Origin of the sequence: Streptomyces hygroscopicus subsp. hygroscopicus, from assembly GCF_030269125.1 — a bacterium.
GTDB lineage: Bacteria > Actinomycetota > Actinomycetes > Streptomycetales > Streptomycetaceae > Streptomyces > Streptomyces hygroscopicus_C.
This window is the reverse complement of record NZ_BSSM01000009.1, coordinates 85688-98121: the sequence shown is the minus strand read 5'-3', so window position 1 is coordinate 98121 and position 12434 is coordinate 85688. Positions and strand designations below refer to the sequence as shown.

14 protein-coding genes are annotated in these 12434 nt (G+C 70.5%); 7 read left to right on the top strand and 7 right to left on the bottom strand.

The features are described 5' to 3' along the window. Window positions 1-47: 47 nt before the first annotated feature. From ispF to QSK45_RS20830, 3 genes are all read right to left on the bottom strand, one after another. A complete protein-coding gene (ispF, locus tag QSK45_RS20840) occupies window positions 48-539 on the bottom strand; it encodes a 2-C-methyl-D-erythritol 2,4-cyclodiphosphate synthase (RefSeq protein WP_285559051.1) in 492 nt (163 codons plus the stop codon). Continuing rightward, complete coding sequence (gene ispD / locus QSK45_RS20835) at window positions 529-1326, bottom strand: 2-C-methyl-D-erythritol 4-phosphate cytidylyltransferase (protein WP_285559049.1); 798 nt, start codon at window positions 1324-1326, stop codon at window positions 529-531. The genes ispF and ispD overlap by 11 nt, the downstream gene beginning before the upstream one ends. 367 nt (window positions 1327-1693) lie before the next feature. After that, window positions 1694-2176 (bottom strand): CarD family transcriptional regulator, encoded by a 483-nt coding sequence (locus QSK45_RS20830; protein ID WP_003953493.1) that lies wholly within the window; start codon window positions 2174-2176, stop codon window positions 1694-1696. 616 nt (window positions 2177-2792) lie between these two features. Here QSK45_RS20830 and QSK45_RS20825 point away from each other — a divergent pair. Next, entirely contained in the window at window positions 2793-3494 is a 702-nt protein-coding gene (locus QSK45_RS20825; protein ID WP_285559048.1) for a copper chaperone PCu(A)C domain-containing protein, read from the top strand. 88 nt (window positions 3495-3582) lie between these two features. On the opposite strand, the gene phoP is transcribed toward QSK45_RS20825, so the two are convergent. Both phoP and phoR read right to left on the bottom strand, forming a co-directional pair. Continuing rightward, entirely contained in the window at window positions 3583-4263 is a 681-nt protein-coding gene (phoP, locus tag QSK45_RS20820; protein WP_014673455.1) for a two-component system response regulator PhoP, read from the bottom strand. Continuing rightward, a complete protein-coding gene (gene phoR, locus QSK45_RS20815; protein WP_285559047.1) occupies window positions 4260-5567 on the bottom strand; it encodes a two-component system sensor histidine kinase PhoR in 1308 nt (435 codons plus the stop codon). Before phoR ends, phoP begins: the two co-directional genes overlap by 4 nt. Before the next feature lie 224 nt (window positions 5568-5791). Between phoR and phoU the strand changes: the two genes are divergently transcribed. From phoU to QSK45_RS20800, 3 genes are all read left to right on the top strand, one after another. Further along, the gene (gene phoU / locus QSK45_RS20810; protein WP_285559045.1) at window positions 5792-6481 is read left to right on the top strand and encodes a phosphate signaling complex protein PhoU; all 690 of its coding nucleotides are present in this window, start codon (window positions 5792-5794) and stop codon (window positions 6479-6481) included. Between the two features lie 154 nt (window positions 6482-6635). After that, complete coding sequence (locus QSK45_RS20805; RefSeq protein ID WP_285559043.1) at window positions 6636-6791, top strand: hypothetical protein; 156 nt, start codon at window positions 6636-6638, stop codon at window positions 6789-6791. 390 nt (window positions 6792-7181) lie between these two features. After that, window positions 7182-7445 carry a hypothetical protein gene (locus QSK45_RS20800; protein ID WP_285559040.1) on the top strand — a complete coding sequence of 88 codons (264 nt, stop codon included), beginning with the start codon at window positions 7182-7184 and terminating at the stop codon, window positions 7443-7445. 116 nt (window positions 7446-7561) lie between these two features. Here QSK45_RS20800 and QSK45_RS20795 read toward each other — a convergent pair whose 3' ends face one another. Then, window positions 7562-8392, bottom strand: coding sequence for a hypothetical protein (locus QSK45_RS20795; RefSeq protein ID WP_285559038.1), 831 nt, complete (start codon window positions 8390-8392; stop codon window positions 7562-7564). 774 nt (window positions 8393-9166) lie between these two features. Here QSK45_RS20795 and QSK45_RS20790 point away from each other — a divergent pair. Continuing rightward, window positions 9167-9451 carry a hypothetical protein gene (locus QSK45_RS20790; RefSeq protein WP_285559037.1) on the top strand — a complete coding sequence of 95 codons (285 nt, stop codon included), beginning with the start codon at window positions 9167-9169 and terminating at the stop codon, window positions 9449-9451. A 189-nt stretch (window positions 9452-9640) separates the two neighbouring features. Here the strand turns inward: QSK45_RS20790 and QSK45_RS20785 are convergent, their stop codons facing one another. Further along, window positions 9641-10402: a phosphoglyceromutase gene (locus tag QSK45_RS20785; RefSeq protein WP_285559036.1), complete on the bottom strand. Its 762-nt coding sequence runs from the start codon at window positions 10400-10402 to the stop codon at window positions 9641-9643. A gap of 153 nt (window positions 10403-10555) precedes the next feature. Here QSK45_RS20785 and QSK45_RS20780 point away from each other — a divergent pair, with 153 nt between their 5' ends. Further along, the gene (locus tag QSK45_RS20780) at window positions 10556-11833 is read left to right on the top strand and encodes an MDR family MFS transporter (protein ID WP_285559034.1); all 1278 of its coding nucleotides are present in this window, start codon (window positions 10556-10558) and stop codon (window positions 11831-11833) included. Window positions 11834-11932: 99 nt separating this feature from the next. Then, window positions 11933-12406 (top strand): carboxymuconolactone decarboxylase family protein, encoded by a 474-nt coding sequence (locus QSK45_RS20775; protein WP_285559032.1) that lies wholly within the window; start codon window positions 11933-11935, stop codon window positions 12404-12406. Window positions 12407-12434 lie beyond the last annotated feature (28 nt).

The window sequence follows — 12434 nt, the reverse complement described above, 5'->3', positions numbered from 1 at the left end:
GGTACCCTCGCACGCTCCCGGCTCACCCGCACCAGGAAGCGCGTGGTTCAGGCCGACCGCACCACGAGCGCCGTCGCCACCGCCATCAGCCCCTCGTCGCGCCCCGGGAAGCCGAGGCCGTCGGTCGTGGCGCCGGAGACGGACACCGGCGCGCCGGCCGCCTCGGAGAGGATCTCCTGGGCCTCGTCACGCCGCTTGCCGATCTTCGGGCGGGGGCCGATCACCTGCACGGCGACGTTGCCGATGGTGAAGCCCGCCGCGCGCACGATCCGGGCCGCCTCGGTGAGCAGCGTGACCCCGGACGCGCCGGACCACTCGGGCCGTCCGGTGCCGAAGTGCTGCCCGAGGTCACCGAGCCCGGCCGCCGAGAACAGCGCGTTGCAGGCGGCGTGCGCGACCACGTCCGCGTCGGAGTGCCCGGCCAGGCCGGGCCCCTCGCCCTTCCACTTCAGGCCGGCGCACCACAGCTCGCGGCCCTCCTCGAAGGCGTGGATGTCGGTGCCGATGCCGACCCGGGGGAGAACCGTCTCAGTAGCCATCGTTCAGCCTCCTGCGGGCCAGGACCGCCTCCGCGAGGACCAGGTCGAGCGGGCGGGTCACCTTGAACGCCTCCTCGTGGCCGGGAACCGTCACCACGGGCAGGCCCAGCTGTTCCACCATGCTCGCGTCGTCCGTGACGTCCTCGGTCACCGTCTCGTGCGCGCGCAGCAGCGTCGCCCGGTCGAACCCCTGCGGCGTCTGCACGGCCCGCAGCCGCGCCCGCTCGGGCGTGGCGACGACCCGCTCCGGCGCGCCGGGCTCGGTGGCCGGCTCGACCTCCTTGACCGTGTCGGCCAGCGGCAGCGCGGGGACGACCGCCGGGGCGCCGTCGCGCACGGCCTCGATCACGCCGTCGACGGTGTCGACCGGGACCAGCGGGCGGGCCGCGTCGTGCACGAGGACGACGCCGTACTCGGGCGGTACGGCCGCGAGCCCGAGCCGGACCGACTCCTGGCGGGTGTCACCGCCGGGGACGACCACGAAGTCCGTCCCGCCCCGGCTACCGCCGGTGGGACCCCCGGTCAGCGCGTGCGCGTCGAGCAGGGACTTGACCTCGGCGGGCCCGTCCGCCGGGGCGACCACGACCACGAGGGAGACGTGGCGGGAGGCGGCCAGGGAGTGGACCGCGTGGATGAGCATCGGCGTGCCGCCGAGCGCGCGGAGTGCCTTGGGGGCCCCCGGTCCGAGCCGTACGCCCCGGCCGGCGGCGGGAATCACGGCCGCGACGGGGGTTGTGGCGGGCGCGAGGGGCGGCCGCGCGGGCGAGGGACGCGATTCGTCAGACATCGGTTCCTGTCAGGTTTGTGTGCTCGACCTACGTGGGTATGGCCTGGAGGAGTGCCGGGCGCGACGCCTTGACCGGACCCTTTCCGTGACCCTGGTCGAGCCGTTCACCGGACCCGGCACACCGAGTATCGGGGGCCGCTTCCGTTTCAGGGGCTTCCCGGGGGGTACGGCACAGACGGCGCCGCGGGGACGAACATGCCGCAGCGCCCGGCGACAGTTTCCGTGTCATCGGGCACCGCGGCATTTTCGCTGTGCTGAGAGTGTGCGGGAGCACCGTGCTGAGCGTGCGGGGAGCGGGGGCGAAGGGACAGAGACCGATCAGATCATCAGCCGTTGGCCGGAAATCGCCGCCCACGGCGCGGGCACGTCAGGAGGCGAGCACCTCGTCGAGCAGGGCCTCGGCCTTGTCCTCGTTCGTGTTCTCCGCGAGAGCCAGCTCGCTCACCAGGATCTGGCGGGCCTTGGCGAGCATGCGCTTCTCACCGGCGGACAGTCCGCGCTCACGCTCGCGACGCCACAGGTCACGCACGACCTCCGCGACCTTGATGACATCGCCGGAGGCGAGCTTCTCCAGGTTTGCCTTGTAGCGACGGGACCAGTTCGTGGGCTCCTCGGCGTACGGCGCGCGCAGCACCTCGAAGACCCGGTCCAGTCCGTCCTGACCGACCACATCACGCACGCCGACGAACTCCGCATTGTCCGCTGGCACACGCACCGTGAGGTCACCCTGGGCGACCTTCAGCACCAAGTAGGTCTTGTCCACGCCTTTGATCTGGCGAGTTTCGATGGCCTCGATCAGCGCGGCCCCGTGATGGGGATAGACCACGGTGTCGCCAACCTTGAACGTCATGTGACAGGTACCCCTTCCGTGGCTATCCAGGGTAACACGGATACGGCGTCTTCTGAATGGCGTTTTCGCAGGTCAGGGCATATCTCGGGGCTTGACAACAGCAACCGGAACGTGCTGCGGAGGCCCTCCGGAACCGGGAATTCGCAGGTCGGAGGGGCTGTCCGGACGGGGTGAAACGCGTACGTCACATACCTCGCGCCACGACTCCAAGAGGATGAACGTCCCGATTTGTCCGGTTCCTAGCGTACGACTTCCGCTACTCCGTTCGGAGGCCGCGGGCCGGTGCGAGCCGATTCCGGAATTGATCAGCGGCGGCCGGACGGGTGATCCGGTGATCCATTTTCGGGGCGGCCGCGCATTCCTTCACGGAAATTTTGCGCGCGGTTATGCGAATGGCGTAGCGCGACCTCGGCAAAGTGGCTGAAGAGGCACTTGTGACGGTCGTGGCCGGTGTGCCGACGCCGGGCCCCCGTACCCCCACCTGGCGGGAAGCCCGGCGTCAGGGGAGGGTCGGGTGCGGTCGCGCGGGAACGGCTCGGTAACCTGAAGCCGCCGACAGACACTTAGGGTGGCTTTACAAGGAAGCCGCCCCTGCGTTCAAGGAGTTGCCGCCGCCGTGAGCAGCAGCCTTCGACGCGGCGCCCTCGCCGCTTCCGCCATTGTCTTCTCGATCGCCTCGCTCGCCGCCTGCGGCGCCGGCAACGATTCGCAGACCCTGCAGATCAAGCCGGACAACGCGGCGACCAGCGTCGGCGACATCAAGATCCAGAACGCCCTGGTCATCACCCAGCCCGACCTGAAGGCGACCGGCCCGGCCGTCGTCTCCGCGACGCTGTTCAACATGGGCGCCGACGACCAGACCCTCCAGTCGATCAGCCTCCCGGGCACCAGCGAGACGGTGAAGCTGACCCCGGCCAAGGGCGGCAGCCTGACCGTGCCCGCGCACGGCTCCCTGATCCTCGGCGGCCCGAACAACGCCTCCGCCGAGATCCCCGGCGGCCACGAGAGCGTGCAGGACGGCAACGCCCAGCCGGTCACCTTCACCTTCAGCAAGACCGGCCAGGTGAGCCTGCGCGCCTTCGTGGTGCCCGCCACCAGCTACTTCGACAAGTGGGGCCCGGCCAAGGTCCCGTCCGTCCCCACCGGCTCCCCGGCCCCCGGCGCCACCGCCTCCGGCAGCGCCAAGCCCGGCAAGCACGACGGGGCGAACCCCTCGGCGAGCGCGAGCACGGGCGGCACCGCCTCCGCCACGGCCACCGCGGGCATCGGCGCGACCCCGAGCGACTCGGCCTCGCAGTCGGCCGGCGCGGGCCACTGAGCGGTCGTACGACACGCTCGTACACCTCGTACGCGCGAAAGGGCGGCGCCCCCGAGGAGGTGCCGCCCTTTCGCGCGTGGCTTCCGGCCTACGGCTCGAACTTGTAACCGAGGCCGCGCACCGTGACCAGGTACCGCGGGGCGCCAGGGTCCGGCTCGATCTTGGCGCGCAGGCGCTTGACGTGGACGTCCAGGGTCTTGGTGTCGCCCACGTAGTCGGCGCCCCAGACCCGGTCGATGAGCTGCATCCGGGTCAGCACCCGGCCGGCGTTGCGCAGCAGCATCTCCAGCAGGTCGAACTCCTTGAGCGGCAGGTCGACCTTGGAGCCGCCGACGGTCACCACGTGCCGGTCGACGTCCATGCGCACCGGGCCGGCCTCCAGCGCGGCCGGGGTGACCTCCTCCGGCTCGCCGCGGCGGCGCAGCACCGCGCGGATACGGGCGACCAGCTCGCGGGAGGAGAAGGGCTTGGTGACGTAGTCGTCGGCTCCTATCTCCAGCCCCACGACCTTGTCGATCTCGCTGTCCTTGGCCGTCACCATGATCACGGGGACGTTCGAGCGGCCGCGCAGCTGGCGGCACACCTCGGTGCCGGGCAGGCCGGGCAGCATCAGGTCGAGGAGGACGAGGTCGGCGCCGTTGCGCTCGAACTCGTCGAGGCCGTCGGGGCCGGTGGCCGCCACGGCGACCTCGAAGCCCTCCTTGCGGAGCATGTACGACAGGGCGTCGGAGAAGGACTCCTCGTCCTCGACGACGAGCACTCGGGTCACGGAAGGACCTCCGGGGCGGGAAGCGGTTCGTACGGGGATGACTCGGTGGGACCGCCGTCCTCGTCGTCGAGGTCGGGGTCCGGATGCTGCGGCGCGCGGTCGCGGGCCGCGCCCGCCTCCGGCAGCCTGAGGGTGAAGGTGGAGCCCTGGCCTTCGGCGCTCCAGACCGTGACCTCCCCGCCGTGCGAGGCGACCACGTGCTTGACGATGGCGAGACCCAGACCGGTGCCGCCGGTTGCCCGCGAGCGGGCCGGGTCGACGCGGTAGAAGCGCTCGAAGATGCGCTCCTTGTCCTTGTCCGAGATGCCGATGCCCTGGTCGGTCACGGCCAGCTCGATCATGTCGCCGCCCGGGGCGCTGACCCGGCGGGCTGCGATGCCCACGCGGGTGCGCGCCGGGGAGTAGTTCACCGCGTTCTCGACCAGGTTGCCGAGGGCGGCGGCCAGCTGGCCGCGGTTGCCCCAGACGTGCAGGTCGGCGGTGCCGCTCCGGCGCCCGCCGCCGCCCTGGTCCGGCCCCGCGGGCACACCCACGTTCGTGGCCATGGTGATCTGCTTGGTGCTCGCCTGGTGGCGGCAGCGGTCCACGGCCTCCGCGACCAGCTCGTCCACCTGGACGGACTCGGCGTCCTCCAGGGGGTCGTCGTTCTGCACCCGGGACAGGTCGATGAGTTCCTGCACCAGGTTGGTCAGCCGGGTCGCCTCGATCTGCATGCGGCCCGCGAAGCGCTCCACGGCCTCCGGGTCGTCGGAGGCGTCCATGACGGCCTCCGACAGCAGGGACAGGGCGCCGACCGGCGTCTTCAGCTCATGGCTCACGTTCGCCACGAAATCGCGCCGTACGGCCTCGATCCGGCGGGCCTCGGTCAGGTCCTCGACCAGCAGCAGGACCAGGCGGGAGCCGAGCGGCGCGACCCGCGCGGAGACGGCGAGGGCCTCGCCGCGCCCGCTGCCGCGCCGGGGCAGATCCAGCTCGACCTGGCGTATCTCACCGTCCCGCCGGGTGTCGCGGGCCATCTGGAGCATCGGCTCGATGGAAAGCTTGCCGCCGCGCACCAGCCCGAGGGCGTAGGCGGCGGAGCTGGCCTTGACGACGGAGTCCGCCTCGTCGAGGACGACGGCGGAGGAGCGGAGCACCGAGAGAACGGTGTCCACGCCGGGCGGGAGTACGGGATCGGTGTGCAAGGAAGTCCTGGTCGGTCGCTTCTGGTCGCGTTCGCTCCAGCGGAACGCCAGCATGGCGATGACGCCGGTGAGCACCCCGGCGATCGCTGCCGCTGCGGCGACCGCCGCGTTCACGTCCATGCGTCCAGGTTAGGCATGGGCTACGACATGACCCCAGCCGTGAGGGTGCGACCTCGAACACTCGTCGCCCAGAGTTCACCTTGGAGCCAGTACCGGTTCATTTCGGAAGCCGGAAACGGACGCGTACGGGGCGGAACGTGGGAGCGTGGGGTTCGCACCGCCGGTTCTGCCGCCGGGCCCCCGGACAACGACCCCCGGAAGCACATATACGAGAGGGAACCCTGATGCGGGACGCGTACCACGAGGAACTGGACTCGATCGGCGACGGTCTGGTGGAGATGGCCCGGCTGGTCGGCTCGGCGATCGGACGCGCCACGACCGCCATGCTGGACGCCGACCTGAAGCTCGCCGAGAGCGTGATCGAGGCGGACCAGAAGGTCGACGAGCTGCAGCACGACCTGGAGGCTCGGGCCATAGCCCTGCTGGCCCGGCAGCAGCCGGTCGCGACGGACCTGCGCATCGTCGTCACGTCCCTGCGGATGTCGGCCGACCTGGAGCGCTCCGGCGACCTCGCCCAGCACGTGGCGAAGCTGACCCGGCTGCGCTTCCCGGAGCGCGCCGTCCCGCAGGACCTGCACGCGACCATCCTGGAGATGGGCCAGCTCGCGCAGCGTCTGATGGCGAAGGCCGCCGAGGTCATCGTGACCAAGGACGTCGACCTCGCGCTCCAGCTGGAGCAGGACGACGACGAGATGGACCTGCTGCACCGCACCCTCTTCCAGCACCTCATCGACGACCGCTGGAAGCACGGCATCGAGACGGCCGTCGACGTCACCCTGCTCGGCCGCTACTACGAGCGGTACGCCGACCACGCGGTCGCCGTCGCCAAGCGCGTCGTCTACCTGGTCACCGGCGAGCACGCGGACGAGATCCAGCCGGACATCCAGCCGGTGACGGGGGTCGAGGGGGCGTAGGCCCGGTGCCCCGGCCGGAGCCGAGGGGGCGTAAGCCGTGCCCCGGGCTCTCGGGGCGCCTCCGTGCGCCGTTGATGCGCCCGGCGGGTGGGGCATGAAATGGGAGAGGGCATCCCTGCCCCGGCAACTGGCGCGCGGCGTCTAGGAGGGACCCATGGCCGACTCCCCCAGCACCACCCCCGACCCCACGCAGGAGCGCGAGACCGAGCAGCCCGCCGAGATCAGGAGCCTGCCGCTGGTAGCCGCGTGCGGCTGCGGCTCCGGCTGCGGCTGCGGCTGCCAGTCGGGCGCGCCCTGCCAGTGCGGCTGACGGCAGGACCGTCGAGGGGCCGGTGCGGACACGGTTCGCACCGGCCTTTCCGTAGCCCTGGCTCACGAGGACACACCCGGTTTCCCGGCCAAGATCCGCCACGCACCGACAGCCGGCGGCCCTCCGATGTCACCCTTCGCGGTCACCCATCGTCGTCGAGTCGGCCCCGTGCACCGCGGCGGCGTGGGCCCCGACACCCCTGTGGGGCGGCGGGAAAGAGCCCTGAGCCGACCCGGGCGCGCCTAGTTGTTCTGTCCGAAGTCGAGGTTGTGGACGGTGACGAGGTCCGCGACGGCGGTCCGGCGGCCGCGCGGCAGGAGCCGGCACCGTTGATGTCACTCGTGGATGTCGGACGGCGCGACCGCGGGCGCTCGTCGGCAGGGTGGCCCGATGACCGACCTGGAGCGCATCAGGGCAGAGCGCGTGGCCCACTTCCGAGTACTCGACGAGGACGCCGCTTCGCGGCACTGCTTCCGCCACGCTGACGAGGAGGGCGGCCTGTGGTATTTCGAGGCGGTCCCCGACCGTGGTGAGTTGGTCGTCATCAGACAAGCCGAGCTGACTCCGAACGGCCGGCTCCACCGGTACGGCTGGGAGGCCCAGAGACGGCGAAAAGCCCCCTCCCGGCGGAGAACCCGCAGGCAGGGGGCTTGATCCGTGCGGGCTTACTTCTTCTTGCCCTGGGTGCTTGGCGCAGGGCCCCCGTCACGGTGTCGCGTTGATCACGCGAGCTTCGACCAACGCGAGACCGGGGCCGGTGGAGTCCTGACTCACTTCACGCCGACGTAGACACCCGTGGCGCTGACCGCCGGGGTCGTGCTGGTGCCGGCGAAGCTGTAGCGCCAGTAGCCGCTGTAGTTCGCGGTCGCGGTGGTCTTCAGGTTGCCGTACGAGTCGGTGTACACCGTCTTGACCGTGGTGTATGTGGTGGTGCCGGCCTTGCGGAACTGAAGCTTGACCGGCTGGTTGGTGTAGCCGTGGTACAGGTTGTCGTCCCAGTTGGCGCGGGAGAGCTTGCCGGACGCCGTGAAGGTCTTGCCCTTGTAGACGGACGTCGAGCTCACGGTGGTCGTCAGCTTCGAGTAGCGCTGCACCAGGGTGGTGCCCAGACCGCTCTGGTCCTTGTAGCCGACCTTGCTCATGTCGGGGTTCTGCTGGTCCTGGCCGTTGAAGGCGACGGCCTCGGCGGCCACGTTCCAGGTGCCGGCGTCCGCAGCCTTCGGGTCGGCGTCGGTCGGGTAGATGTTGATGGAGCCCTTGCAGGTGGCCGTCGTCGAAGAGGTGGCGGTGCAGGTCGCCGGGTTGTCGCCGTACAGCTCGGGGGCCGTGTCACTGTAGGTGCCGTGGTACAGGAAGGCGTCCGTGTAGAAATCGCTCGCGGCGATGTTCACGGTCGAGCCGTGCGTCAGTGTGTACGAGTACGAGACGCTGACCTCGTTGGTGGTGCCGACCTTGATCGCCTTGGCGATCGAGACGTTGGAGAAGCTCGCGTTCAGCGTGTAGGGGGTGCCCGAGTCGGTGACGGCCTGCGCGGCCGGGACTGCGAGGGCGGAGATGGCCAGGGCGCCGGAGACGGCGGCCACGGTGGCACGTATGCGCATGTGCGTTCCCCTGGAGGGAGAAGTGATCGTGGAGTCGGTTGACTCACGGATCAGATCGGCGAGGGATGCTGCTGGTTGTACGCCCGTTGCCCCGGCGGACCAGATTTGACGCACATCTTACTGATCCATTGCCACGTGTGGGACAGCGTCCCGCTGCACAACGGGTTGCCTGGCTGTGCGGGCACGCGGTCCGGTGCGCCTCGATCCGGCGTGCTCCTGGCCGGCCCTGGTGATCGCGATCACTCTCGGAGACCACCCGGTGGTTGCGGGCATGGGCGCCGGGCGCGCCAGAGGCGCGGTAGTCGCGGTCGGAGCTATGGGGACCGCTTCGACGCTCGGCAGCCCCGGCTGGTGCACTCTTGGGCCCCGACGGTGGCGAAGTGATTCGGTGACCGTACCGACTTCGTCTCGCTTGGCTCGCGGCACCAGGAGTCTGGGCGGTTGGACCAGACGGGTCTCTGACGGCATACCGGCGCTCCGCGCCAGACGGATGCGCCGGAACGGCAATCCAAAAGGGCGCCGCTTACGTAACCGAAGTGCGGCCGCAATCGGCTGGTTCTCGTGCAGCGGGGATCGTGGATGCGAGACGCGCTCCTCGAACGCGCGGGGCGACGCCCACGACCGTGCCGCTCCCTTGTGGCAACGGTCGTCCGCTCAGTGCCGCCAGGACAGCGTCGGGCCGCCCGTACGGGCCGACGCGGTAGTAGGAAGAGTGCATCCATCATGCGAGTAAAAGGCGCTAGGCGTCTCGTCGCGACGTCAGCCTCCATTTTGATGGCCGGCGTCGCTGCGATCGGCGCGGCCGGCACGGCCGCGGCAGCAGCCCCCGCCGTGCACACCCATGTGACCACTAGCCGGTGCTTCGGCGACGACTGGCGCTGCTTCGACCACGACGGGTTCGGCTTCGGTCATGGCGGGTTCTTCGACCACGACGGGTTCGGCTTCGGCCACGGCGGGTTCTTCGACCACGACGGGTTCGGCTTCGGTCACCGATTCGACCACGGTGACTTCGACCACCGATTCGACGGCGGATCCGTCGTGATCATCGTGCGCCCGTAGTCGTCGCCGCTCCCCTCAGGGGCGCGCTCATTGCCGGCGCGCCCGCATTGTGGAGAAAGGAGCCGGAGCCCGGAGAGCGCGCGGCCCCATCGCCCTGACGGCCCAGAGACGGCCCAGAGACGGCCCAGAGGCAGCGAAAAGCCCCCTCCTAGCGGAGAAACCGCAGGCAGGGGGCTTACTCATGGGCGATTACTTCTTCTTGCCCTGGTTCTTCACCGCCTCGATCGCCGCCGCGGCCGCCTCGGGGTCGAGGTACTTGCCGCCCGGGACGAGGGGCTTGAAGTCGGAGTCGAGTTCGTAGGAGAGGGGGATGCCCGTGGGGATGTTCAGGCCCGCGATGTCAGCGTCGGAGATGCCGTCCAGGTGCTTGACCAGGGCGCGCAGGGAGTTGCCGTGGGCGGCGACGAGGACCGTGCGGCCGGAGAGGAGGTCCGGGACGATCGCGTCGTACCAGTAGGGGAGCATCCGGAAGACGACGTCCTTCAGGCACTCGGTCCTGGGGCGCAGCTCCGGCGGGAGGGCGGCGTAGCGCGCGTCGTCGAACTGGGAGAACTCGGAGTCGTCCGGCAGCGGGGGCGGCGGGGTGTCGTACGAGCGGCGCCAGAGCATGAACTGCTCCTCGCCGAACTCGGCCAGCGTCGCGGCCTTGTCCTTGCCCTGGAGGGCGCCGTAGTGGCGCTCGTTCAGGCGCCAGCTGCGGTGGACCGGGATCCAGTGGCGGTCGGCGGCCTCCAGGGCCAGCTGGGCGGTGCGGATCGCGCGCTTCTGCAGGGACGTGTGAACCACGTCGGGCAGCAGGTCGGCGTCCTTCAGGAGCTCGCCGCCGCGGACTGCCTCCTTCTCGCCCTTCTCGTTCAGGTTGACGTCCACCCAGCCGGTGAACAGGTTCTTCGCGTTCCACTCGCTCTCGCCGTGGCGGAGGAGGATCAGCTTGTACGGTGCGTCGGCCATGCCTCAGAGCGTAATCCACGGCCCCCCGGCGCCGACGCGGCCGACCAGTGAGCGGGACGCCGAGGCCGTCTGTTAATCCGTTGGTCGATGTCAGAGCCCCTATGTAAGTTGTGCTTGCCCTTACAGCCACTTACCATCTCAGGGGGTTCTTTCATGCCCGCCGCCCGTCTCGGACGCGCTGCCCGGGAAGCCGTCTCCGGGCTCCCCCGTGAGTTCTGGTGGCTGTGGACCAGCACCCTCGTCAACCGGCTCGGGGCCTTCGTGGCCACTTTCATGGCCCTCTACCTCACCCTCGACCGCGGCTACTCGGCCTCGTACGCCGGTCTCGTGGCCTCCCTGCACGGACTCGGCGGCGTCCTCTCCGCCCTCGGCGGCGGGGTGATGGCCGACCGGATCGGGCGGCGGCCCACCCTGCTCGTCGCCCAGTCGGCCACTGCCGCCTCCGTCGCGCTGCTCGGGTTCATGACCGACCCCGTCGCCATCGCCGGCGTCGCCTTTCTCGTCGGCATGGCCGCCAACGCCTCCCGCCCCGCCGTGCAGGCGATGATGGCCGACATCGTGCGGCCCGAGGACCGGGTGCGGGCCTTCTCGCTCAACTACTGGGCCATCAACCTCGGTTTCGCCGTCTCCTCCGCCGCCGCCGGGTTCATCGCCGAGTTCAGCTACCTCGCCGGGTTCCTGATCGAGGCCGGCATGACCGCCGTCTGCGCCCTCGTCGTCTTCCTGAAGGTCCCCGAGTCCCGGCCCGCCGCCCCGGCCAGGAAGGACGAGGCCGAGGTGAGCCTCGGCACCGTGCTGCGCGACGGGCGCTACATGGCCGTCGTCGGGTTGTCCTTCCTCGTCGCCCTGACCTTCCAGCAGGGCTCGGTCGCGCTCCCGGTCGCCATGGGCCGCGCCGGGTTCACGCCCGCCGACTACGGCGTCGCCATCGCCGTCAACGGCATCCTGATCGTCGCCCTCCAGATCCCCGTCACCCGCCTCATCGAGCACCGCGACCCGCGCAGCCTGCTCGTGGTCTCCTCACTCCTCGCGGGCTACGGCTTCGGACTCACCGCCTTCGCCGGGTCGGTCGGCGCCTTCATGGCCACCGTGTGCGTGTGGACCCTCGCCGAGATCGTCAACGCGCCGACCCAGACCGGGCTCGTCGTCCGCCTCTCCCCCGTCCACGGACGCGGGCGCTACCAGGGCATGTACAGCCTCTCCTGGTCCGTCGCCGCCCTGATCGCGCCCCTGATGTCCGGTCAGGTCATCGACCGGTTCGGGGCGCGGTGGCTGTGGGGGACGTGTGCCGTCGTGGGCACGGTCGCGGGGCTCGGGTACGGGCTGCTCATGCGCGGGCCGCGGGATCGTGACGCCGTCGGCGGGGACCGTACGGCCGGCAGCCCCGCGATCGTCGCCGGTCCGGCCCCCGAACGCTCCCCAAGCGTGTGACGCGGGTCACATTCCGTGATGTCACATTCGCCCGGACCCCGTCCGTCAACGAGGTGTAACCAGCCGCGAGCGACACGACCCCTCCAGGAGCGCATCACCATGGACGCCCGTCTGAACCTCATGACCAACCCGGTCGCCGGCAAGTTCCTCAAGTACGTCAACTCGGCCGGGAAGGTGCTGTCGGACTCCACCCTCCCGGCCGCGACGCAGGAGCTGGTCAAGCTCCGCGCCAGCCAGATCAACGGCTGCGGCTTCTGCACCGACATGCACAGCAAGGACGCCGAGGCCGCCGGGGAGTCCACGCAGCGGCTGCACCTGGTCGCCGCCTGGCGCGAGGCCACGGTGTTCACCGAGGCCGAGCGTGCCGCGCTGGAGCTGACCGAGCAGGGCACCCGGATCGCGGACGCGGCCGGCGGGGTCACCGACGAGGCCTGGGCGGAGGCCGCCCGGCACTACGACGAGGAGCAGCTCGCCGCCCTCGTGGGCCTGATCGCCGTCATCAACCTCTACAACCGCGTGAACGTCGTCGTCCGCCAGCCCGCGGGCGACTACCAGCCCGGCATGTTCGACTGACCGGGGCCCGACAGGCGCTGCCGGTACG